At 67.1% G+C, this 22,346-nt stretch carries 23 protein-coding genes; 16 read left to right on the top strand and 7 right to left on the bottom strand.

Going from position 1 to position 22,346, the window contains the following annotated elements; genetic code table 11:
• Nucleotides 1–137: 137 nt before the first annotated feature.
• Genes B6K69_RS05185 through B6K69_RS05170 form a run of 4 tightly spaced genes read left to right on the top strand, consistent with a single transcriptional unit; the run spans nucleotide 138 to nucleotide 3,215 of the window.
• Nucleotides 138–845: an ABC transporter substrate-binding protein gene (locus B6K69_RS05185; protein ID WP_418260343.1), complete on the top strand. Its 708-nt coding sequence runs from the start codon at nucleotides 138–140 to the stop codon at nucleotides 843–845.
• Nucleotides 842–1,825, top strand: coding sequence for a FecCD family ABC transporter permease (locus tag B6K69_RS05180; RefSeq protein WP_108643032.1), 984 nt, complete (start codon nucleotides 842–844; stop codon nucleotides 1,823–1,825). The genes B6K69_RS05185 and B6K69_RS05180 overlap by 4 nt, the downstream gene beginning before the upstream one ends.
• Complete coding sequence (locus B6K69_RS05175; protein ID WP_108643031.1) at nucleotides 1,822–2,565, top strand: ABC transporter ATP-binding protein; 744 nt, start codon at nucleotides 1,822–1,824, stop codon at nucleotides 2,563–2,565. Before B6K69_RS05180 ends, B6K69_RS05175 begins: the two co-directional genes overlap by 4 nt.
• A complete protein-coding gene (locus B6K69_RS05170) occupies nucleotides 2,562–3,215 on the top strand; it encodes an adenosylcobinamide amidohydrolase (protein ID WP_108643030.1) in 654 nt (217 codons plus the stop codon). The genes B6K69_RS05175 and B6K69_RS05170 overlap by 4 nt, the downstream gene beginning before the upstream one ends.
• An 8-nt stretch (nucleotides 3,216–3,223) precedes the next feature.
• On the opposite strand, the gene B6K69_RS05165 is transcribed toward B6K69_RS05170, so the two are convergent.
• Nucleotides 3,224–3,529 carry a DUF6476 family protein gene (locus B6K69_RS05165; protein ID WP_107673409.1) on the bottom strand — a complete coding sequence of 102 codons (306 nt, stop codon included), beginning with the start codon at nucleotides 3,527–3,529 and terminating at the stop codon, nucleotides 3,224–3,226.
• On the opposite strand from B6K69_RS05165, the gene B6K69_RS05160 reads away from it, so the two are divergent.
• From B6K69_RS05160 to B6K69_RS05130, 7 genes are all read left to right on the top strand, one after another.
• Complete coding sequence (locus tag B6K69_RS05160; RefSeq protein ID WP_108643029.1) at nucleotides 3,528–4,601, top strand: RluA family pseudouridine synthase; 1,074 nt, start codon at nucleotides 3,528–3,530, stop codon at nucleotides 4,599–4,601. The two genes, B6K69_RS05165 and B6K69_RS05160, sit on opposite strands and share 2 nt — an antisense overlap.
• Before the next feature lie 250 nt (nucleotides 4,602–4,851).
• Nucleotides 4,852–6,831, top strand: coding sequence for a potassium transporter Kup (locus B6K69_RS05155; protein ID WP_108643028.1), 1,980 nt, complete (start codon nucleotides 4,852–4,854; stop codon nucleotides 6,829–6,831).
• Between the two features lie 193 nt (nucleotides 6,832–7,024).
• Nucleotides 7,025–7,921: an RNA polymerase sigma factor RpoH gene (rpoH, locus tag B6K69_RS05150; protein ID WP_107673412.1), complete on the top strand. Its 897-nt coding sequence runs from the start codon at nucleotides 7,025–7,027 to the stop codon at nucleotides 7,919–7,921.
• Nucleotides 7,922–8,117: 196 nt separating this feature from the next.
• Nucleotides 8,118–8,810 (top strand): phosphatidylserine decarboxylase, encoded by a 693-nt coding sequence (locus B6K69_RS05145; protein WP_108643027.1) that lies wholly within the window; start codon nucleotides 8,118–8,120, stop codon nucleotides 8,808–8,810.
• A 3-nt stretch (nucleotides 8,811–8,813) separates the two neighbouring features.
• On the top strand, nucleotides 8,814–9,557 hold the full coding sequence (gene pssA, locus B6K69_RS05140; RefSeq protein WP_108643026.1) for a CDP-diacylglycerol--serine O-phosphatidyltransferase: 744 nt from the start codon (nucleotides 8,814–8,816) through the stop codon (nucleotides 9,555–9,557).
• Between the two features lie 66 nt (nucleotides 9,558–9,623).
• Nucleotides 9,624–10,625, top strand: coding sequence for a Gfo/Idh/MocA family protein (locus B6K69_RS05135; protein ID WP_108643025.1), 1,002 nt, complete (start codon nucleotides 9,624–9,626; stop codon nucleotides 10,623–10,625).
• A gap of 96 nt (nucleotides 10,626–10,721) precedes the next feature.
• The gene (locus tag B6K69_RS05130) at nucleotides 10,722–11,552 is read left to right on the top strand and encodes a cobalamin B12-binding domain-containing protein (RefSeq protein ID WP_164681886.1); all 831 of its coding nucleotides are present in this window, start codon (nucleotides 10,722–10,724) and stop codon (nucleotides 11,550–11,552) included.
• Between the two features lie 2 nt (nucleotides 11,553–11,554).
• Here the strand turns inward: B6K69_RS05130 and B6K69_RS05125 are convergent, their stop codons facing one another.
• From B6K69_RS05125 to B6K69_RS05105, 5 genes are all read right to left on the bottom strand, one after another.
• Nucleotides 11,555–12,736, bottom strand: coding sequence for a dipeptidase (locus tag B6K69_RS05125; protein ID WP_108643023.1), 1,182 nt, complete (start codon nucleotides 12,734–12,736; stop codon nucleotides 11,555–11,557).
• Nucleotides 12,737–12,803: 67 nt separating this feature from the next.
• The gene (locus B6K69_RS05120; RefSeq protein ID WP_164681885.1) at nucleotides 12,804–13,283 is read right to left on the bottom strand and encodes a GNAT family N-acetyltransferase; all 480 of its coding nucleotides are present in this window, start codon (nucleotides 13,281–13,283) and stop codon (nucleotides 12,804–12,806) included.
• Nucleotides 13,280–15,103: a M3 family oligoendopeptidase gene (locus B6K69_RS05115; protein WP_108643021.1), complete on the bottom strand. Its 1,824-nt coding sequence runs from the start codon at nucleotides 15,101–15,103 to the stop codon at nucleotides 13,280–13,282. Before B6K69_RS05115 ends, B6K69_RS05120 begins: the two co-directional genes overlap by 4 nt.
• Nucleotides 15,104–15,185: 82 nt before the next feature.
• The gene (locus B6K69_RS05110) at nucleotides 15,186–16,814 is read right to left on the bottom strand and encodes an ATP-dependent DNA ligase (protein ID WP_108643020.1); all 1,629 of its coding nucleotides are present in this window, start codon (nucleotides 16,812–16,814) and stop codon (nucleotides 15,186–15,188) included.
• Nucleotides 16,811–17,815, bottom strand: coding sequence for a ligase-associated DNA damage response exonuclease (locus B6K69_RS05105; RefSeq protein WP_108643019.1), 1,005 nt, complete (start codon nucleotides 17,813–17,815; stop codon nucleotides 16,811–16,813). Before B6K69_RS05105 ends, B6K69_RS05110 begins: the two co-directional genes overlap by 4 nt.
• Before the next feature lie 121 nt (nucleotides 17,816–17,936).
• On the opposite strand from B6K69_RS05105, the gene B6K69_RS05100 reads away from it, so the two are divergent.
• Nucleotides 17,937–18,377 carry an NUDIX hydrolase gene (locus B6K69_RS05100; protein WP_108643018.1) on the top strand — a complete coding sequence of 147 codons (441 nt, stop codon included), beginning with the start codon at nucleotides 17,937–17,939 and terminating at the stop codon, nucleotides 18,375–18,377.
• On the opposite strand, the gene B6K69_RS05095 is transcribed toward B6K69_RS05100, so the two are convergent.
• Complete coding sequence (locus tag B6K69_RS05095) at nucleotides 18,374–18,859, bottom strand: hypothetical protein (protein WP_108643017.1); 486 nt, start codon at nucleotides 18,857–18,859, stop codon at nucleotides 18,374–18,376. The two genes, B6K69_RS05100 and B6K69_RS05095, sit on opposite strands and share 4 nt — an antisense overlap.
• 195 nt (nucleotides 18,860–19,054) lie before the next feature.
• Here B6K69_RS05095 and B6K69_RS05090 point away from each other — a divergent pair, with 195 nt between their 5' ends.
• The 4 genes from B6K69_RS05090 to B6K69_RS05075 all read left to right on the top strand — a co-directional run bounded on the left by B6K69_RS05090 (nucleotide 19,055) and on the right by B6K69_RS05075 (nucleotide 22,343).
• Nucleotides 19,055–19,375: a hypothetical protein gene (locus B6K69_RS05090; protein ID WP_108643016.1), complete on the top strand. Its 321-nt coding sequence runs from the start codon at nucleotides 19,055–19,057 to the stop codon at nucleotides 19,373–19,375.
• A gap of 178 nt (nucleotides 19,376–19,553) precedes the next feature.
• Nucleotides 19,554–20,435, top strand: a complete 882-nt coding sequence (locus B6K69_RS05085) for a LysR family transcriptional regulator (RefSeq protein ID WP_107673423.1) — start codon at nucleotides 19,554–19,556, stop codon at nucleotides 20,433–20,435.
• Nucleotides 20,436–20,671: 236 nt separating this feature from the next.
• Entirely contained in the window at nucleotides 20,672–21,538 is an 867-nt protein-coding gene (locus tag B6K69_RS05080) for a DUF481 domain-containing protein (protein WP_107673424.1), read from the top strand.
• A gap of 337 nt (nucleotides 21,539–21,875) precedes the next feature.
• A complete protein-coding gene (locus tag B6K69_RS05075; protein WP_108643015.1) occupies nucleotides 21,876–22,343 on the top strand; it encodes an MmcB family DNA repair protein in 468 nt (155 codons plus the stop codon).
• The last annotated feature ends 3 nt before the right edge of the window (nucleotides 22,344–22,346 follow it).

Genomic DNA, 22,346 nt, shown 5'->3' with positions numbered 1-22,346 from the left:
CATACGCACGGCAGACCTGGGCCATACCTGCCCTTTTCGCAATTCATGCAGCGTTCGCGGCCCTTTGCCCCGCCGCCGCCGCCGACCCGGCCCCCGCCCGCGTCGTCTCCATAAACCTCTGCACCGACCAGCTTGCCATGTTGCTGGCGGCTCCGGGGCAACTGGTTTCGGTCAGCGATCTGGCCACCGATGTCCGGTCCTCCTCGATGGTGGATCAGGCCGCGGCGTATCCCGCCAACCACGGTGGCGCCGAAGAGGTGTTCCTGCTGCATCCCGATCTGGTGCTGGCCGGCACCTATACCACGCTGGGCTCGGTGGACATGCTGCGCCGGCTGGGTGTGCGGGTGGTGCAGGTGCCCCCGGTGAACGCGCTTGATCAGGTTCCCGAACAGATTATCGCGGTAGGTCAAGCCCTTGGCCGGGAAGACGCCGCCCGCAAACTGGTGGCCGAATTTCAGGCGGGGCTGGCGGCGCTGGCCGTTGACCTGCCCCCCGCCACCGCCGCGTTGTACTTTCCGAACGGCTATACCACCGGCAAGGGCACCCTGGCCGATGACGTGCTGACCCGCACCGGCTTTGCCAATGTCGGGGCAACCGCCGGGCTGACCGGCGGCGGCACCCTGCCGCTGGAGCGGCTGGTTCTGGCCGAACCGCAGGTCGTTGTCACCTCGACCCCCTATCCCGGCGCATCCCGCGCGGAAGAGATCCTGTCGCATCCCGCCCTGGCCGAAATCCGCAAGAAGGCAGGGATTTCAGCGGCTTCCGATGCCGATTGGGTCTGTGGCACCCCCTATATCCTGCGCGCCGTCGCCGGGATGCGGCAGGCACGCGAGGCGCTGGAATGAAGCTGACCCTGCCGCTTCTGGCGCTGCTGGTGGCGCTTCTCTTCGCCGCCTCGCTGCTGATCGGCCCCGCCGGTCTGGGTCTGGGCGAGTCGCTCCGTGCGCTGTTCCGGGGCGAAGGCGAGGCGATGGTTCTGGTGATGCGCGAAATCCGCCTTCCCCGCGCGATCCTTGGCCTGATGGCGGGGGCGGTGCTGGGGCTGTCGGGGGCCGCGATGCAGGGCTATCTGCGCAACCCGCTGGCCGAACCGGGTCTGATCGGCGTGTCCTCCTCGGCCGCGCTGGGGGCGGTGCTGGCGCTGCAAACCGGCCTTGCCGCCACCCTTCCGCTGGCCCTGCCGCTCGCGGCGCTGGCCGGGGCCGGGGCTTCGGTGCTGCTGGTTCTGCTCATGGCCGGCCCGCGCGGCGGCGCGCTGGCGTTGATCCTGGCCGGCATCGCGCTGTCGGCCCTGTCCGGCGCCGTCACCTCACTGGTGCTGAACCTGTCGCCAAACCCTTTTGCGGCCATGGAAATTGTCCATTGGATGATGGGCTCTCTGGCTGATCGGTCGATGTCGCATGTCTGGCTGGCGGTGCCCTTCATGGTGGCGGGAATGGCCGCGTTGCTGACCCTTGGCCGGGGCCTTGACGCCCTGACGCTGGGCGAGGATGCCGCGCAGTCGATGGGGGTGAACCTGCCCCGCCTGCGGCTGGTGCTGATCCTTGGCACCGCCGCCAGCGTGGGCGCTGCCGTGGCGGTGGCCGGGGCGGTGGGCTTCGTCGGCCTTGTGGTGCCGCATCTTCTGCGCCCGCTGGTCGGTGCGCGCCCCTCGCGCCTGTTGCCCGCCGCCGCATTGGGCGGGGCGGCCATGCTGCTGGCCGCCGACATCGCCACCCGGCTGATCGCCCCGGATCGCGACCTCAAGCTGGGCGTCCTGACGGCCCTAGTCGGCGCCCCCTTCTTCCTGCACCTGATCTGGCGGATGCGGAGGGTTGAGGCATGACCCTGCTTTCGTTGCAGAATCTGACGGTGCGGCGGGGCCAGTGCCCGGTGGTCGATGATGTCAGCCTGACGGTTTCCAAGGGGGAATTCGTCGGCCTGCTGGGCCCCAACGGTGCTGGCAAGACCAGCCTTCTGCGCGGGGCGCTGGGGCTTTTGCCGGCCGAGGGCCGGTCCTCGCTGGCCAGCCTGCCGCCGCTGGCCCGCGCGCGCGCCGCCGCCTTCCTGCCGCAAGGGCGCGAAATCGCCTGGCCGGTCAGCGTCGAGGTGCTGGTGGCGCTGGGGCGCAGCCCGCATGGCACAGCTAACCCCACCGATCCGGCGGTGGAGCGTGCGCTGGCCCGCATGGGGCTGACCGCCTTTCGTCAGCGCCGCGCGACCGAACTTTCGGGTGGCGAACAGGCCCGTGTGCTGATTGCCCGCGCGCTGGCACAGGAAACCCCGCTGCTGCTGGCAGATGAGCCGGTTGCCGGTCTGGACCCCGAGGCGCAGATCCGCACCATGCAGGTCTTTGCCGATCTGGCCGCCGAAGGCCATGGCGTGGTGGCGGCGATCCATGATCTTGGCCTTGCCGCCCGCCATTGTTCGCGCCTGCTGCTGATCCACCGCGGCAGGCTGGTGGCCGATGGCCCCCCGCGCGAGGTGCTGACCGATGCCGCCCTTGCCGAAGTCTTCGGAATCAAGGGCTTCCACACTGAAACGGCCGACGGGCCGGTGTTTCAGCCGATGGGTCTGGTGCGGTGATCTCGGTCACGCTGGACCGCCCCTGGCTGATGGCCCGGCTGCCCGCGCGCTGGCGGGTGCTGTCCCATGCGCCCTATGGCGCGGGTTATCGCCTGACCGATCAGGTGCTGTGGCGCGAGGTGAAGAATGCCGATCTGACGCCCGATTTCGACGTGGACGACTGGTTTGCCGCGCAGATGCAGCGGGCGCCCACGGCCGTGGGCATGATGACCTCGCGCGATATCGGCACCTGGGATCAGGCCACGGCCACGGTGGACGGCATCACCGCGCAGGCGGTGGTGACGCTGGGCCTGTCGAACGCGGAATCGGTCGGGCGCCGGCTGCCCTGGCATTCGGCCGATTATGGCACCATCAACCTGCTGGTCGCCACCGACGCGCCCCTGACCGAAACCGCCCAGCTTGAGGCGCTGACCATCGCGGTGCAGGCCCGGACCGCGGCGGTGATGGCGCTTGGGCTGGAACTGGCCACCGGCATCGCCACCGGAACCGGCACCGATTGCACCGCGCTGGCCTGCCCGCCGGGCGAGGGGCGCTATGCCGGGCTGCACACCGCCGTGGGTGAAGCCGTGGGCGCGGCCGCGCGGGCGGCGGTGGCACGCGCCGGGGTCGACTGGAAACGCTGGCGCGAGGCCGAACGGGCAGGGCGTTAGCCCGCGTCTTACTCGGCGGTCGGGGTCACGTCTTGCCGCAGCTTGCCGGTTTCGGAATAGATCAGGATTCGCCCCGTCTGGGTGACTACGGCATACCAGCTTTTCCCGAAGGTCACCGCCGCCGCCGTCTCGCCTTGCGGCAGCACCACGGTCTCGGGCAGTTTCGGCGGGCCTGACATCACCTGCGGCATCCGGGTGACAAGCAGCCAGACCACGGTTATGACAGCGCCGATCATGGACAGGGTGAGCAGGATCACCAGCCATTTCAGCAGGCGGAGCGAGGGCGGAAGCGGACCCTCTTCAGGAGCGGCCATGGCGGATGTGCCTTTCGAAGACGACGAAGACGCCGGGGCGCCGGACGAAAACGGGGTGCTGACCGTGACCCTTGGCCCCGATGCCCCCGCCCGCCTTGATAAGGCGCTTGCGCTTGCGGTGCCAGAGGAGGCGGTGCTGTCCCGGTCGCATCTGGCCAGGCTGATCGAATCCGGTGCCGTCAGCCGCGGGGCCGAGGTGGTGCGTGACCTGAAGGCCAAGGCGAAGCCGGGCGAAGTCTGGACCATCCGCCGCGCCCCCGCCGAAGAGATCGAGGCGCGGCCCGAGGCGATTGCGCTGGTGGTGGTGCATGAGGACGCCGACCTGATCGTGATCGACAAGCCCGCCGGCATGGTGGTTCACCCTGCGCCGGGGTCGCCCAACGGAACGCTGGTCAACGCGCTGCTGCACCATTGCGGCGACACGCTGTCCGGCATCGGCGGGGCCCGGCGGCCCGGCATCGTGCACCGGATCGACAAGGATACCAGCGGCCTTCTGGTGGTGGCCAAGACCGACAGGGCGCATCAGGGGCTGGCGGCGCAGTTCGCCGCCCATACCGTGACGCGGCATTACATGGCCGTGGTGCATGGCGTGCCCCAGGCCGCCGACCCGCGCCTGCGCGGCACGCGCGGTGTCAGCGCCGAAGCCGGCGGCATCCTGCGCATCGCCACCAACCTGGCCCGCCACCGCACCGACCGGCAGCGGCAGGCCGTGGTCTGGCCGCCCGAAGGGCGCCACGCGGTGACGCGCTTTCGCGTGGTTGAGGATTTTGCCGATCAGGCGGCGCTGGTTGACTGCTGGCTGGAAACCGGCCGCACCCACCAGATCCGGGTGCATCTGGCCCATGCCGGCCATGGGCTGCTGGGCGATCCGGTCTATGGCGGCAAGCGCACGCTGTCGGCCAAGGTGCTGGGGCCCGAAGGGGCTGCGGCCGGCATGGCCTTTCCGCGGCAGGCGCTTCATGCGGCGACGCTGGGGTTCGATCACCCCGCGACCGGCGTGCGGCTGGATTTCGCCGCCCCCCTGCCACCGGACATGGCCGCCCTGATCGCGGCGCTTCGCAGCGGTGCCTGACGGCCTGCCGCAACGTCCTTGCGATCACGCCGATGCCACATCTTGTAACCTGAGCGTGAAAATCCTAATATGAGGGCGCGCCGGCCTCGCCGGTCATGGAGTCGGAGTTACCGCTCGCCCCTGCTGCCCCAGGGGCATAACCGGACCGAGAAGCCTTTGTCGAACGGGTGACAGGCGCCTGAACGACCGCAGCCTTCGGGCCGGAAAACCGCTCAATCCCCCCCTCAATCTCTGCTCTTGGTGGTCATCCATGATCCACGATCCCGTCCGTCTTGCGGACCAGCCGTCCTTGCCGCTGTTTGACGAAGAAGCCCTCGACATCGCCGATTACCTTCGGTCAGAGGGCGACACGCAGTCCGACATTCATGAGGACGAAGCCGGGCGACAAGGCTTCACCGCCCTGACCATCGGCGCCATCGGTGTGGTTTATGGCGATATCGGCACGTCCCCGATCTACGCCTTCCGCGAGGCGCTGAAAGCCACCGGCGTGGCCCAGCCCGGCCCGCCCGAGGTGCTGGGCATCCTGTCGCTGCTGATCTGGACGCTGATCCTGATCGTCACCGTGAAATATGTGTTTGTCCTGTTGCGGGCTGACAACCGTGGCGAAGGCGGGATTCTGGCGCTTTACACGCTGGTGCGGCTGGCCACCGGCAAGCGGTCGATTCCGATCCTGATGCTGGCCATTGCGGGGGCTGCGCTGTTTGCGGGCGATGCCGCGATCACGCCGGCAATCTCGGTCCTGTCCGCGGTCGAGGGGATGGATCTCGTCCTGCCGGCGCTGGAAAGCTATATACTGCCCATCACCATGGGAATTCTGGTCGCGCTGTTCTTCGGCCAGCGCCGGGGCACCGCCAGCGTGGCGCGGCTGTTCGGGCCGGTGACGGCCGTCTGGTTTCTGGTGCTGGCGGGCCTTGGGCTGTGGCACATGACCGAAACGCCCTGGGTGGTTTCGGCCTTCAGCCCGATCTGGGGCGCGCAGTTCCTGATCAACCACACCGGCGTGGCCTTCGTGGTGCTGGGGGCGATCTTTCTGGCGGTCACCGGGGGCGAGGCGCTTTATGCCGACCTGGGCCATTTCGGGCGCAAGCCCATCATGGCGGCCTGGTTCGCGCTGGTGCTGCCGGCGCTGGTGCTGAACTATCTGGGGCAGGGGGCGCTGGTGCTGGCCCATCCCGAAAGCGCCGAAAACTCGTTCTTCGCAATGGCCTCGTCCTCGCTGCTGCCCTTCCTGGTGGGGCTGGCCACGGCGGCCACCGTCATTGCCAGCCAGGCGGTGATCTCTGGCGCGTTCTCGATGGCGCGGGGCGCGGCACAGCTTGGCTTTCTGCCCCGCTTGCGCATTGTTCACACGGCCGAAGGTCAAAGCGGCCAGATATACATCGGGGCGGTCAACTGGCTGCTTCTGGGCGGCGTGCTGTGGCTGGTGCTGGCGTTCCAGTCCTCGGGCGCGCTGGCCTCGGCCTATGGCATTGCCGTGACCGGCACCATGGTGCTGACCACCGTGCTGGGGGTGCTGTACCTGATCCGCTCGGGCCGGCTTTCCGCGCCGGTGGCAATGCTGCTGGCGGCGCCGGTGGCGGTGATCGAATGGGTCTTCCTGGCCTCGAACCTGACCAAGATCCTGGACGGCGGCTATGTGCCCCTGCTTGCGGCGCTGGCGGTCGGGCTGGTGATGTGGGCCTGGTGGCGCGGGGTGCAACTGGTAAAGGCGCGGATTCACAAGCTGGCGGTGCCGGTGTCCAGCTTCGTCCGTGCGATGCGCGGATCGTCGGTCAACGTGATTCCGGGCACGGCCTTCTTCCTGACGGGCGACCCGGACATCGTGCCCTCGGCCCTGCTGCACAATCTCAAGCACAACCGGGTTCTGCATGACCAGACCGTGTTCCTGACGGTGGAAACCCTGCGCGTGCCCTATGCCACGGCGGAAGAGCGGGCCAGCGTCGAACATCTGGGTGGCCCCTTCCTGCGGGTGACGCTGCGCTTTGGCTTCATGGAAACGCCGAATGTCAGCCGCGCCATGGGCCACGCCCGCAAGGCCGGCCTGAAGTTCGACGTGATGACCTCGACCTTCTTCCTGGGCCGCCGCCGCGCCGTGGCCACCGGCAAGGGGTTCGAACTGCTGATGGACCGCTTCTATGTCGTCCTGTCGCGCTTTGCTGCCGACCCGACCGATTTCTACCACCTGCCGCGCGACCGGGTGGTTGAACTGGGCGAACGGGTGGCAATCTGATCCGATAGAAACGATCAGGTATTCTGACAATCGCGTGAGAGATGTGTCACAGCCCTTGGCCCCTGGCGGCCAAGGGCGCATCTTTGACCAAGGGTTCCGGGCCATGCCGTATTGAAACGGGGGACTCCGGGCCCTAGGTTACGCGATCCGATCCCGGGGGCTGATGGCACCGGGACCAAGAAAGGGGGGCAGAATGAGCACCTATGCAAACCTACCGGCACCCAGTCCCGAGCAGGGGCTGAACCGCTACATGCAGGAAATCCGCAAGTTTCCGCTGCTGGAGCCGGAAGAAGAATACATGCTGGCCAAGGCCTGGGCAGAACGCCAGGACCCGCAGGCCGCGCACCGGCTGGTGACCAGCCACCTGCGTCTGGCAGCCAAGATCGCCATGGGCTATCGCGGCTATGGCCTGCCGCAGGCCGAGGTGATTTCCGAGGCCAACGTCGGCCTGATGCAGGCGGTCAAGCGCTTCGACCCCGAACGCGGCTTCCGTCTGGCCACCTATGCGATGTGGTGGATCCGCGCCGCCATTCAGGAGTACATCCTTCGGTCGTGGTCCCTTGTGAAGATGGGCACCACCAGCGCGCAGAAAAAGCTGTTCTTCAACCTGCGCAAGGCCAAGGCCAAGTTGGGCGCGCTGGAAGAAGGCGACCTGCGCCCGGAAAACGTGGCCCAGATCGCCAAGGATCTCAGCGTTACCGAGACCGAGGTGATCGAGATGAACCGCCGCCTGTCGGGCGGCGATGCCTCGCTGAACGCCACGGTCGGCAGCGATGGCGAAGGCGCCACGCAATGGCAGGACTGGCTTGAGGACGAAGACAGCGATCAGGCCGGCGCCTATGCCGAAAAGGATGAACTCGACATCCGCCGCGAGCTGCTGGCGCAGGCCATGTCGGTGCTGAACGACCGCGAAAAGGACGTGCTGATGCAGCGCCGCCTGGCGGATGAGCCGGTGACGCTGGAAGAGCTGTCGGAAAGCTACGGTGTCAGCCGTGAGCGTATCCGCCAGATCGAGGTGCGTGCCTTTGAAAAGCTGCAGGCCAAGATGCGCGAACTGGCCCGCGGCAAGGGCATGGTCGTGCCGGCCTGACGGCCGCGCCTTCGGGTTCAGGTGTGGCGGTGGGGCGATCCGCACCGCCACACCGCGCCACCTGCCCAGCTTGATCGGTTTGCCTGTAATCTGGCCTTTTCCGGGATGACGCCGCGTGGCGCGCAGCCGCATCCCGCCTTTTTGAATTGCCCGCCCGCCCCGCAGCCGATAGAGGCCGGGGCAGGGGGAACGCGCCATGAAGATGACCGACACCTTTCTCAAACCGATGCACCCGGAAGGCTACAAGTTTGTGGCCGCCTTTGCGGCGGCAACGCTGGTGCTGTTCTGGATCTGGGATCCGCTGGGCTGGATCGGCCTTGGGCTGACGGTCTGGTGCTACTATTTCTTCCGCGACCCCAAGCGCGCGGTGCCGCAGAACGCGGGTCTGCTGGTCAGCCCCGCCGACGGGGTGGTCAGCCTGATCGGCCCCGCCGTGCCGCCCGAAGAGCTGGGCCTTGGTCCGGCCCCGCTAATGCGGGTCAGCGTCTTTATGTCGGTGTTCAACTGCCATGTGAACCGCGCCCCCATTGCCGGCAAGGTGACGGCGGTGGCCTACCGGCCCGGCCTGTTCCTGAACGCTTCGCTTGACAAGGCATCGGCGGATAACGAACGCAACGCGCTGGCCATCGAGATGGCCGATGGTCGCAAGATCGCCGTGGTGCAGATCGCCGGCCTAGTGGCCCGCCGCATTGTCTGCTGGACGAAACCCGGCCAGTCCCTGCGCACCGGCGAACGCTTCGGCCTGATCCGGTTCGGCAGCCGGCTGGATGTCTATCTGCCTGACGGGATCGAGTTGCAGGTTGCGCTTGGCCAGACCATGGTGGCCGGCGAAACCGTGATCGCCTCGCTGGGCGCGCAGCCGCCCGCCCGCGCCGCCCGGATGGAATAGCCGATGGACGACATCGCCCCCGAAGAGCGTGACGACCAGCAGCTTCTGATCCTCAAGCTGCTGCCGAACCTGATCTCGATTCTGGCCCTGTGTTCGGGCCTGACGGCAATCCGGTTTGCCGTCACCGGCTATATCAGCCTTGCCGTGTTCCTGATCGCCCTTGCGGCGGCGCTGGACGGGCTGGACGGGCGGCTTGCGCGGATGCTGAAAAGCGAAAGCGCCATCGGGGCGGAACTGGATTCGCTGTGCGATTTCGTGAATTTCGGCGTGGTGCCGGGGCTGGTCCTGTATCTTTGGGGCCTGCGGACCGAGGTCAACATGGGCTGGATCGCCGTGCTGGTCTATGCGGTCTGCTGTATGCTGCGGCTGGCGCGGTTCAACGTCGGCAGCCGCAAGGCCGAACCGGCCGAACGCACCGTCTTCATCGGCGTGCCGTCGCCCGCGGGCGCCATGCTGGTGCTGCTGCCGATCTACCTGTCGCATGTCACCGCGTTTCACCTGCCGGCCCTTGCCGTTGCGGCCTGGATGGTGGGCATCGGCGCGCTGATGATCAGCCGCGTCCGCACCCCCAGCCTCAAGCGGGTGACCATCGCCGCCTCGCTGGCGCCGTTCGCGCTGGTCGGGGCCGTTGCGGTGATCGCGGCCCTGATCACCTACCCATGGGTCACGCTCCTGGCGCTGTCGCTGGTCTATCTGGGGGCGATCCTGTCGCTGGCCATTGGCCTGACCGGCCGCAAGGCGACCTGACGACGCAGGCTTGCCCGTCGCGGCGACACGTCCTAGGTTCCTCCTCTACCTGAGGGGGAGACAGCGATGAATACCGTCCGTTGGGGCATTCTGGGCGCGGCGCGGTTTGCCCGCCAGCATATGGCGCCGGCCATCCATGCTGCGGAAGGCGCCGAGCTGGTGGCCCTGGCCACATCGGACCTGGCCAAGGCCGAGGGGTTTCAGGCCTTCTGCCCGGGGTTGCGGCGGCATGACAGTTATGACGCGCTGCTGGCGGACCCGGCGATCGACGCCGTTTACATCCCGCTGCCCAACCATCTGCATGTCGAATGGACGCTGAAGGCCATCGCCGCCGGCAAGCATGTGCTGACCGAAAAACCCGTCGCACTGCGGGCGGCGGAGATTGACCAGTTGATCGCGGCGCGCGACCGGGCGGGTCTTCTGGTGGCCGAGGCCTACATGATTGTCCACCACCCGCAATGGCAGCGCGCACGCGACTGGATTCAGGCGGGTGAGATCGGCGAGATCGTCCATGCCGATGCGCAGTTCAGCTTCCGCCTGACCGACATGGACAATATCCGCAACCGCCCCGAAGCGGCGGGCGGGTCGCTGCGCGACATCGGGGTCTATACCTTCGGATCGGTCCGCTTTGCCGCCGGCGCGGAACCCGACCGGATCGAATCCCGGCTGATCCGCGACAATGGCATCGACAGCTTCGCCCATGTCTTCGGCACCATGAAGCCCGCCAATGCGGCCCTTGGGGCAGGGTTCACCTATGCGTCGACAACCTCGATGCGGGCCTACAACCGGCAGGTTGTCACCGTGCAGGGCACCAAGGGCATGGTCCGTGTTGAAGGCGGGCCGTTCAACGCCAACATCAACGATATGGCCAGGGTCGAGCTGCATGTTCAGGGCAACCGTGTCATCACGGATCGCTTTCCCGGCCTGAACCAGTATAAACTTCAGGTTGAAGCCTTCGGTCGTTCGGTTCGCGAAGGCGTGCCCTATGACTGCCCGCTTGAGTTCAGCCGGGGAACACAGGCCATGATGGATCGGGTATTCGATGTCGCAGTGGACTTTGCCGTCTGAAATCGTAGAACCACGCAAGGACCGCGGAACCGGGGGCCTCTGTCCGTCGCTTCCGTTCCGCATTGTGACATGCCTTTGCAGGGTAAGAGGTCAGCCGTGGCCGAAGTAACGTCTTGCACGACAAGCAGCGGGGGCGATGGAACCGCGCGGCAAACGCCCTTTTTCGGTGGTGACGAAAGAACGACGGCGGCCATCGCCGCCGAAGTGATCCATCGCGTTGCCGAGCAGGCCCGCGAAAGCCGTTCGGCCAGGGCCCGGGTTTCGCCGGCCGAGATCGAGGATCTGGCGCAGGCCCTGCTGTTGCCCGATGAGGGGGTGGCAGCCGGGCTTGTGCGCGACAGCCGTCTGCGGGGCCTGTCGCCCGATGACCTGTATCACGGGCTGGTGGCGGGGGCGGTCAAGGTGATCGGCACCGCCTGGGCGAATGACGAAATCGTCCTGACCGATGTGGTGCGCGCGTCAACCCGTGTCTGGGGCATCATGCGCGACCTGCGCGAAGCCTTTGTCCGCGTCACCGATCAGGTGCCCGGCCAAAGCGCGGTGTTCGCGCTGTGTCCTGACGAATGTCACACCATCGGCATGACGATGACCGCCGACGACCTGCGCCGCCGGGGCTGGAACATCGAGCTTCTGGTTGGCTATGACCGCGCCTCGCTGGTGGAACGGCTTGAGGCGATGGCCCCCGCCACCGTGGCGCTGGCCGGCACGATGACCGATCTTGCCCTGCCTCTGGCGCGGACAGTGGTGGCGTTGCGCGCGCAGTTGCCCAGCGTCTGGGTGATGATCGGTGGCGATATAACCCGGACGGTTCCCGACCTGCTGGCGGCGACCGGGGCCGATGCCGTGGCAAATTCCGCCGATGAGGCCGAGGTGCTGATGCTGGCCCGCATGGCCGATCTGGCCGCGCGCCGGGCAAACCTGATCTGAGCCTAGTCGGGCAGCGTTTCGGCCAGATAGCGCATCATGTTGCCGCCCATGATCTTGGCGATGGTCGCCTCGGTCATGCCCTTGCGCAGCAGCGCATCGGTCAGGCTGGCCAACTGGCCCGAGTCCAGCGGCGTGGTCACGGCCCCGTCGAAATCGGACCCGAGCGAGACATGATCCTCGCCCAGCAGGGCTACGGCGGCGGCGATGCTGTCGGCGATGGCATCGACCGTCTTGCCGCAGGTCACCTCTTCCCAATAGCCGATGCCGACCAGCCCGCCGCTGGCCGCCACCCCCTGCAGGATGTCATCGGCAAAGTTCCGGGGGCTTTCGCAATGCGACCGGATGCCGGTGTGGCTGACGATCGGCCGCGCGTCGGGAAGCGCCAGCACCTCGCGCGCCATCGCGGGCGAGGCATGGGCGAGGTCGATCACCATCTGATGCGCGATCAGGTAATCCACCACCTCGCGGCCAAAGGGCGTCAGCCCGGCGCCTTCCGCCCCGGCCTCGCCATGCAGCGACCCGCCCAGTTCGTTGTCGAAGAAATGCGTCAGCCCGATCAGGCGGAATCCGGCCGCCCGCATCCTGTCCAGATTCTCGATGCGGCCTGCCAGCGCATGGGCGCCTTCCGCCCCCAACAGGCCCCCCACCACCGTGGCCCCCGCGGCCCGGTCGGCCAGCAGCCGGGCCAGATCGCCCTTGGTCAGGATCACCCGCAACTCCTCGGGCGCGGCCTCGGCGGTGGCCGTCAGCGCCTCGGCCTGCACCAGCGCGCGTTCGGACAGATCGAACCAGCTTCGCAGCGGGCGGGCCTGCGCGATGAAGAGCAGGGTGATGTTGTCCCCCGCGTCAGCCGAATTGTGTTCGTAATTCTGGCCCTTGGGGCTTTTGGTGACGGTGGTGAACACCTGCAGCGCCACATTCCCATCGCGCAGGCGGGGCAGATCGACATGGCCCCGGTCCGACCTTTGCCGCAGGTCGCGGTCCCACAGCAGCGCGTCGGAATGCCAGTCGCCGATCACCAGCCGCTTGTGCAGCGCCAGCGCCGCCTCGGACGGGGCCGGTGCGCCGGGCAGGGTGGCGTTCTGCCCCCGTTCAGCCATGCCGGGCGCAAGGCCGAAGAACCCCGCCGCCCCGGCGACGACAACCACACCCGCGCCGATGGCAAACTTGCGTTTCCAGCCCATGCGATCCTCCCTGATCCGGCGGGCAGGCTAACGGCGCCCGGCAGGCGAGGCAAATCGCGACGTAACGTCAGACATCCAGCGGCAGGAACAGGATATGCTGCTGCCCCCTGTCGCCACCATGATAAATCCCGCCTTCATCGCGCCACCCGGCCTTGAGATAGGCCGCCCGTGCCCGGGTATTGCGCAGATTGACCGTCAGCACCAACCGGCGGAAGCCGGGATAGGATGCGCGCACCAGATCGGGCAGGGCGGCCAGCATCGCGCGGCCGATGCCGCGCCCCTGATGGGCGGGATCGACCAGAACCCCGCGCAGCCCCAGATCGCCCGCGCGGGCAAAGTCATGGCGCGGTGCGTCGGCATAACCGCGGTCCAGCTTGAACATGCCGACCACCGCGCCGTCCTTCTCGATGGCATAGAGGTCCAGCAGGGGGTCGGTCTCCGCTGCGGCATAAGCCCCGTCGCGGACAAAGGTTTCTTGCCCCGGTGCGGGCCGCAGATGCGCCACCCGCCGCCTTTCGGCGGCGGACAGGGCGACCAGACGGATCACTCCAGCGCTTCCAGCTCGTCGATGAAGCCGGCGATCATGTTCAGGCCCTTGTCCCAGAACGACGGGTCCGACAGGTCCAGCCCGAAGGGGGCCAGCAATTCCTTGTGGTGCTTGGACCCGCCCGCCTTGAGCATCTCGAAATACTTGTCCTGGAACCCCGGCAGGCCGGATTCGTAGGCCGCATACAGCGCGTTCACCAGCCCGTCGCCAAAGGCATAGGCATAGACGTAGAACGGCGAATGTACGAAATGCGGGATATAGGCCCAGAAGGTTTCATACCCGTCCATGAAGTCGAACGCATCGCCAAGGGACTGCGCCTGCACGCTCATCCACAGGGCGTTGATGTCGTCGGGGGTCAACTCGCCCTCGGCCCGCGCTGCGTGCAGCTTGCATTCGAAATCGTAGAAGGCGATCTGGCGCACGACCGTATTGATCATGTCCTCGACCTTGCCGGCCAGCAGCGTCTTCTTCTCGGCCGGGGTCTTCGCTTCGTTCAGCAACTTGCGGAAGGTCAGCATCTCGCCGAACACGCTGGCCGTCTCGGCCAGGGTCAGCGGCGTGGCCGACAGCAGTTCGCCCTGACCCGCCGCCAGCACCTGATGCACGCCATGGCCCAGCTCATGCGCCAGTGTCATCACATCGCGCGGCTTGCCCAGGTAATTCAGCATCACATAGGGGTGCACCGTGGTGACCGTCGGGTGCGCAAAGGCCCCCGGCGCCTTGCCCGGCTTCACGCCCGCGTCGATCCAGCCCTTGCGGAAGAACGGCTGCGCCAGTTCCGCCATGCGCGGATCGAAGGCTGCATAGGCCTCGGTCACCGTCTTTTCGGCGGTGGCCCAGTCCACCGTCTTCGGCGTCTCGATGGGCAGCGGCGCGTTGCGGTCCCAGACCTGAAGCCGGTCCAGCCCCATCCATTTCGCCTTCAGCCGGTAGTAGCGGTGCGACAGTTTCGGATAGGCCGCGACCACGGCATTGCGCAGCGCCTCGACCACTTCCGGTTCCACATGGTTCGACAGGTGGCGGCCGTATTGCGGGCTGGGCATCTTGCGCCAGCGGTCGTGGATTTCCTTTTCCTTCGCCAGTGTATTGTGGACGCGCGCGAACAGCTTGATGTTGCGGTCAAAGACCGCGGCCAGCGCCCGCGCCGCCGCCTCGCGCCGGGCGCGGTCGGTGTCGGTCAGCAGGTTCAGCGTGGCCTCAAGGTTCAGCTCTTCCTCTTCCCCCTCGACCGCGAACATCAGCCCGGCCATGGTTTCGTCGAACAGCTTGTTCCAGGCGCTGGCGCCGACCACGCTTTCGTCATGCAGGAACCGCTCCAGCTCATCCGACAACTGGTGCGGCCGCATCGCCCGTAGCCGGTCGAACACCGGCTTGTAGCGCGCAAGATCGCCATTCGCCGCCAGGAGCCGCGCCAGATGGGCATCGTCAAGCCGGTTGAACTCAAGGCTCCAGAACACCAGCGCCGTGGTGGCATCGGTCACGCGCCCCTCGGCATCGGCCATGAACTTTGCCCGCTCGCTGTCCATGGTGTTCTGGTAGTAGCGCAGCCCGGCATAGGACATGATCCGCCCGGCGGTCACGTCGATCTGCTCATAATCCTGCACCGCCTTCAGCAGCCCCGCCGCATCCAGCCCGGCCAGCTTGCCTTCATAGGTTGCCGCGAACGCGGCGCAGGCCTTCCCCAGCCACCCCATGTCGGCGGCGAATTCCGGTGCGTCGGGTGCCTTGTAAAGATCGGTCAGATCCCATTCGGGCAGCTTCCCGAAGCCCCCGCCAGAGGCATTGGCATCGAAGACAGGGCGGGACAGGGGAAGGGTCATCGCGGAAATCCTTTGATCGGCGTTACCCGCCATCTAGGCCCGTGCCCCCCGCCGCTTCAACCCTGCCCGACATTTTCTGTCTTCAAATATCCTCGGGGGGTGCGGGGGGCAGACGGCCCCCCGCCGCCAGCAAGGCGCGCAGCGTCTCGATGGTGTCGATCTCGTCCACCGGCTTGTCCCGCCGCCACCGCGCCATGCGCGGAAACCGCAGCGCGATGCCGCTCTTGTGGCGGGGGCTGGCCTGGATGCCCTCGAAGGCGATCTCGAACACCAGGTCCGGCGGCACCCGCCGCACCGGCCCGAAGCGTTCCAGCGTGTGCCGCTGCACCCAGGCGGTGATCTCGGCAAACTCGGCATCGCTCAGCCCGGAATAGGCCTTGGCAAAGGGCACCAGCGCCTCGCCATCGCGGACGGCAAAGGTGAAATCGGTGTAAAGGTTCGCCCGCCGCCCGTGGCCGGCCTGAGCATAGACCATCACCGCGTCCACGCTGTAGGGGTCCAGTTTCCATTTCCACCAGTCGCCTCGCCGGCGCCCCCCGGTATAGGGGCTGGCCGCGCGTTTCAGCATCAGCCCCTCGGCGTGGTGGTCGCGGGCGCCGGCGCGCAGGGCTGCCAGATCCGGCCAACCGGCAAAGTCGATCAGTGGCGAGGGTGCAAGCGGCAGCGTTGCCGGCAGGGCGGCCAGCAGTGCCTCAAGCCGGGCGCGGCGGGTGGCAAAGGGCAGGGCGCGCAGATCTACGCCATCCGCTTCCAGAAGGTCATAGGCCAGCAGCCGCGCCGGCGCCTCGCGCAGCACCGATTTCGGCACGGTCTTGCGGCCGATCCGCCGTTGCAGGGCGGCAAAGGGCAGCGGCCGGCCTGCGGCGCTGTCCCAGGCCAGAATCTCGCCGTCGATCACGCTGCCCGCGGGCAGGAAATCCGCCAGCGGGGCGAATTCCGGGAAGCGGTCGGTCAACAGATCCTCGCCCCGGCTCCACAGGGCCAGCACACCGGGCCGCACCACAAGCTGGCCGCGGATGCCGTCCCATTTCCATTCTGCGCACCAGTCCGAAGGGGCCCCCAACCCGTCCGGGCCGCCGTCCAGCGCCGAAGCCAGCGCAAAGGGATAGGGCCGGCTGTCCGGCCCGTCTGCCGCCCGTTCCACCAGCGCGGCAAAGCTGGTGCGGGCGGGTTCCCAATCGCCCATCAGCGCATGGGCGATCTCGGCCTCGGGGCGCCCGGTCGCCTGTGCCAGCGCGCGGGTCATCAGCCCCTGGCTGACCCCCATGCGGAACCCCCCGGTCAGAAGTTTGGTGTAAAGGAACCGCTCGGTCGCCGGCAGCGTGGCCCAGGCCGACAGGATGGCCGTGCGCCGCGCTTCGGCCGGTTGGCCGGTCAGCGCGATCAGCCCGGACATCGCCAGCGAAAGCGCGGGAGGGGCGGCGGCGGTTGTGGGCGGCGGCAGGATCAGGGCGATGGTCTCGGCCAGATCGCCGACCACGGCATAGCTTTCCTCGAACAGCCAGTCCGCCACCCCCGCCGCCTCGGCCGCCCAGAGGCGCAATTCGGGGGAGCTTGCCGCCCGCCGCGGCCGCCGCCCGGACAACAGCGCGATGGTCCAGACCCGATCCGCTTCCGGGGCCGTGCGGAAGTAGTCGGCCAGTGCCGCCGTCTTGGCCGCCGTTGACGATGTGCCGTCCAGGGCGGCGAACAGGGCGGCAAAGGCCTTCATGCCCCGTCCCCCGTTGCATCGTCGCCCAAGAATTCGGTCTGCAGCGTGTCGGCCTGCAGGCCAAGGTCGCGCAAGGCACGGGCGAAGGGTTCGGTATAGCCATGGGTGGCACGAACGCGACCGGCCCCGGTGGCGCGGACGGCAGCAAGCAGCCCGTCCCAGTCGGCATGGTCCGACAGGGCAAAGCCGGTGCCCAGGCCACGGCGGCGGCGGATGCCGCGCACCGCCATCCAGCCCGAGGCCATGGCTTCCTCGGCCGGCTCGAACCGGCGGGTCCAGGTCGTGGCCAGCGCCGAGGGCGGCGCCAGCACCAGCGCGCCGGGATGGGTCTTGCCGGTGATGTCCGGGGTGACGCGGGTCGTCGGCGGCAGGGCATAGCCCTGGGCACGCAGGATCTGGTTCACCTCCTCGACCGCGCCATGGGTCAAGATCGGCCCCAGTGGCGGCAGCGCGGCCAGCAGGCGCTGCGCCTTGCCAAAACTGTAGGCCGCCAGCAGCGAGGTCCTGCCGGCGGCCGCATTGGCCGCCCACCAGCGGGCGATGTCGCCCACGGTTTCCATCTGCGGGCGCCAGCGGAACACGGGCAGGCCGAAGGTACATTCGGTGATGAAAACATGGCAGGCGACCGGCGCGAACGGTTCGGCCAGACCGTCGGGTTCTGTCTTGTAGTCGCCCGAGACAACCCAGACCTCGCCCCGGTGTTCCACCCGGATCTGGGCCGAGCCGGGAACATGTCCGGCCGGGTGGAACGACACGGTAACCCCGTTGATCGGCAGGGGCTGGCCATAGGGCAGGGTCTGGGCGGTGATCGGACCAAGCCGATGGCGGATCACCGGCAGGGCCTGCGGGGTGGTCAGATAGGCCGCCATGCCGGGGCGGGCGTGGTCGGAATGGCCGTGGGTCACCAGGGCGCGGGAAACCGGGCGCCAGGGGTCGATGTGGAAATCCCCGTCCGGGCAGTAAAGCCCCTGGAGCGTCAGGGTCAACAGGTCGGCGGCCATGATCGAAAGGTAGCATGGGGCCGGTCGCCCGCAAGGGCGCAGGCAGACGGGCTGTCAGGCTTGGCGCTGGCGGGTGGCAATGGTATCGGGCACTGCCCCTTTTCCGCACCGGAGACTGCCGATGCCGACTGCCACGCCGCCCGCCGATCCGCGTCCCATCCTTGCCGTGCTGGCGGTGGTGATCCGTGATGGCCAGGCCCTGCTGGTGCAACGCGCAAACCCGCCGGATGCAGGTCTGTGGGGCTTTCCGGGCGGCAAGGTGGATCTGGGCGAAACGCTGCTGGCCGCGGCCGAGCGCGAGTTGCTGGAAGAAACCGGCGTCGTGGCCCGCGCCCTTCGGGTGTTCGATGCGCTGGATGCCTTTGACCACGATCCGGACGGCCGCTTGCGGCGGCAGTTCGCGCTGGTGGCCGTGATCTGCGACTGGCAGTCGGGCGAGCCGGTGGCGGCGGACGATGCGCTTGCGGCGCGTTGGGTTGCGCTGGACGACATGGAAGCCCTGGCCCTGAGTGCGGATGTCGCCAGTCTGGCGCGGCGGGTTGCCGGTCTGACGCCTGCCTAGGCCGGCAGAAGCCGCCGGATACGGTCGCGCCACGCCTCGGCCTCGGCCAGTGAATGATAGCAGGCGGCGTCCAGCGGACGGCCGTTCGGCAGGCGCAGCCGCAGGATCGGGACATCGCCATCCTCGGACGGGCGGACGAACACTTCGGGCGGGGCAAGCGCGGACAGTGGAAAGTGGTCGCAGCGATGCCCCAGCGGGCCGCGCAGGATGCGGGTGGCAAGGCCGGTCTGCGGATCAAGCCGCAGCTCTGCCACGCCCACAAGGGCCAGCCGCAGGAAGAACCCGCCCAGACTGACGGTGGCGACCACGATCCCGCCCACCAGCAACAGATGGGAAACGGGTGTTTCCCGCGTGACGTTCACAACGAATATGGCCGGAAGGATCAGGCCGATGCCAAGCGCCAGAACCAGTGCGAAAAGCCGCAACTCCGGCGTGGGTGGCGCTTCGCGGAAAAGGATTGCGGGGCCGTCGGTGGTCAACATGCGCCAGAGAGTCATGAAATAAAGGAGGCAATATCGGGGCAATGGCAAAATACGGGGTCAGTCTTGCATGGTTTTTCTGCGCTGTCCCCGGATTTCGGCGTTTTTCGTGTGTTTTTCGTCGTGACCGCGCTGTGAGGGCTTCACAGCGGCGAAAGCCGCGCCTAGCTTCTGTGTAACCTGTGCGGAGTCGTCCCGATGCCCAAGCTGATCCGTCTTTACATCCAGTCCGTCGCGATCGGCTTTGGTCTTGCCGCCGCCTTTGCCGGCGTTCTGGTCTGGCAGGATGTCATGGGGGTGGGCCGGCTGATCCTTGGGTCGGACATGGGCCTTGTCGCCCTGGTCATGTTGATCGTGTTCAACGGGATCATCTTTGCCGGCGTGCAGTTTGCCCTGCGGGTGATGATGATGGCCGAAAGCGACGACGGGCCGAAGGGGGGGCTGCGTCAGCATGTGGCGCCGGTTCCGGTGCGTGTTGTGGTCCCGGCCCCGGCGAAGGCCGCCGCCAAGCGGCGCTGAACCCCGGGCCGTTTCTCGGCCTGATCACAGTTCTCGACATCTCTGTAGCGATTTATTGCCGTTCGTGACCTGATACGCGGCGGGTCGGCGGCTGCCGGTCCATGGCCCCTGATCTGGCATGGCCGTTTGACGCCGCCTGTCGTATTTCGGCGGACTGTCCTGATTGAATGGTGTCCGAATGGAACTTCAACTGATCCGCAGCTTTGTCGAAGTGGCTGCTTCCGGGTCTTTCGCCGCCGCATCGGAACGGCTTTTTGTCACGCAATCCGCTGTCAGTCTGCGCATCCAGCGTCTGGAAGAGCAGATGGGGCGCCCGCTGTTCCTCCGCTCGAAGGATGGCGTCACGCTGACCGCGGCGGGGCGCGAATTCCGCAGTTTTGCGCTGACCATCCTGCGCAACTGGGAACAGGCCCGCCAGCGCGTCAGTGCCGCCGAAGAGGCAAGCGCCTCGTTCGCGGTCGGCGCGCAGGCAACCTTGTGGCCGCGTTTCGGCTTTCGCTGGTTTGACCGGCTGCGCCTGGCACGGCCCGACCTGTCGCTGCGTGCCGAAATGGGCCAACCCGACGCGCTGGCCCAGATGGTGCTGAGCGGGACGGTGCAGGTGGCCTTGTCTTATGCGCCGGTGGTGCGGGCCGGCCTGCGCACCGAACCGCTGATGGAGGAACAACTGGTGATGGTTGCCCCTTGGGAAGGCGCGAGCATCGGCGAACTGGCCGGGCGTTATGCCCTGGCCGACTGGGGGACCGAGTTCATGCGGGCGCATGAAGAGGCGTTGCCGCAGTTGCACGATTGCCGTCTGGTGCTGGCGCTGGGGTCCGTCACGGCACAGTTCATCCGTTCGCGCCCCTTCGCAGCCTACCTGCCGGCACGCTATGCCAAGCGGTATGTCGATCAGGGACGCCTGCATCTTGTGTCCGACGCGCCGGTCTTTGCCCATTCCGCATGGTCGATCTGGCGTGAAGACATCGGCGGGGACTTGCTGGATGTTGCACAAGGGACACTGGCCGAGGTCGTGGCGCAGGCCGAAGAGGACACAGCCGAGCTGCTGGACATGATCTGAGGCTGTTTTCTGCAATCGCGAGAAAGGGCCGGAAATCAGGCGTTTCCGGCCCTTTCCTTTTGCGTCAGCACGGCCTCGGGTGAAATTTGACGGAAAATCAAGGCCATGTGCCACGAGTAATTCTGGACGATGTCTCAAGTTTGCCAAATGTTCCGTTCCCGCCGCAAGCGATTAGATCAGCTCCATGCAAGCCAGACGGATGATCCGACTGGCAGCAGCTGTGAATAGGAGTTGCGATGAAAAACGTTTCGCTTCTGGCAACCGCTTCGATCCTGGCCGTCTCGCTGGCCGTTCCCGCCTTCGCGCAAAGCGATCTGGTCGGGATCTCGAACCTGGATGACCGCATTGATGACATTGAACGCGATGTGGCCGATGACATGGCCCGCGCGGAAGACGCCGCCCGCTTCGGCAGCCCGGAATCCCGTCAGGGTCTGAGCGGCAGCGCCTCGCTGGGCTACTCGGGCAAAACCGGCAACAACGAATCGCAAGACCTGTTGCTGGGCCTGCGCATCCGTCACGGGGCCGGTCCGCTGGTGCAGACCATTGGCGCCGCGCTGGACTATTCGGAAACGGATGGCAGCGCGACCAAGAAGGACGTGTTCGCGATCTATGACGTGAACTACTACTTCACCGATCACGTCTATGGCTTCGTTCTGGGTCGTATCCAGTCGGACGGCATGGCGGACGAGCTGACCGCGACCGAACTGGCCGATGGCGTCACGCTGGCCGACAAGGTCAAGCATGACGGCTTCCTTGGCTTCGGTCCGGGCTACCGCATCGTGAACACCCCCGACATGGCCTGGCGCGTTCAGGCCGGTATCGGTGTGAGCTACCTGGAATACGGCGATGGGCGTTCGGAAACCGAAGGGGCCGGCATCGTGTCGTCGCGCTTCTTCTACAAGATCAACGACAACGTGTTCCTGACCAACGACACCGACATCCTGAATTCGGATTCGGCGCTGCGGGCCAACAACGACTTCGGTGTGAACTTCAAGATCACCGACGCGATCTCGACCCGGATGAGCTACCTGTCGGAATACAACGACAGCCGGGCGATCAAGACCGATAACAAGCTGGGTATCTCGGTCGTCTTCGGCTTCTGAGAACAGCCTTCACGGATGCAATGAGCACCTCGGGGCGGAGCAATCCGCCCCTTTTTCATGTTCTGTCGGCTAGGGTGGCGGGCCCGCAGCAACCGTGGGTGGTCGTGGTTTTCCCGAGAGCCAGAGGTCTCAGGTGGGCGCCAGATACCGAGGCCAGGACCCCGGCAGAGCCAGCCCCCGTTCGCTTGCTTATCGGCCACTGGAAAATGGACCCCAACACGCGAAGAGCAGCACCCGCCACCGCAAGATGTAGGGCGCAGGGGGGCATGGCGCAAGCGGCGTCAACGTCGGCCCGGCGGGGCTGGACAGATGTTCACCTTTAGTTCATCTTTTCGTCATGGACAGCGCGACCGATCTTCTTCCCGCCCTGCCGGGGCAAAGGCTGCAACGCGGAGTGGCGCGAGGCCTGCGGGCCCTGGGCTTTGCCTGTGTCGAGGAAATGGTTCTGGCCACTGGCCTGCGCGTGGACATCATGGCCCTGGGGCCGAAGGGAGAGCTTTGGGTGGTCGAGTGCAAATCCTGCCGCGACGATTTCCGCACCGACCGCAAGTGGCAGGGCTATCTGGACTATTGCGACCGTTTCTTCTGGGCGGTGGATGCCGATTTCCCGGCCGATCTGCTGCCCGAAGGCACCGGGCTGATTCTGGCAGACGCCTATGACGCCGAAATCCTGCGGATGGCGCCGGAAACGCCGCTGGCCGGCGCGCGGCGCAAGGCCATGACGCAGGCCTTTGCCCGCCATGCAGCGCTGCGCTTGCAGGCGCTGCGCGATCCGATGGGCGCGGCGGGCGAGGGGCGGCTTTAGCCG

Source organism: Pseudogemmobacter blasticus (assembly GCF_003071405.1).
GTDB classification, from domain to species: domain Bacteria; phylum Pseudomonadota; class Alphaproteobacteria; order Rhodobacterales; family Rhodobacteraceae; genus Pseudogemmobacter; species Pseudogemmobacter blasticus.
The sequence above is the reverse complement of the archived record's forward strand: the minus strand, read 5'-3'. Positions and strand labels throughout refer to the sequence as shown.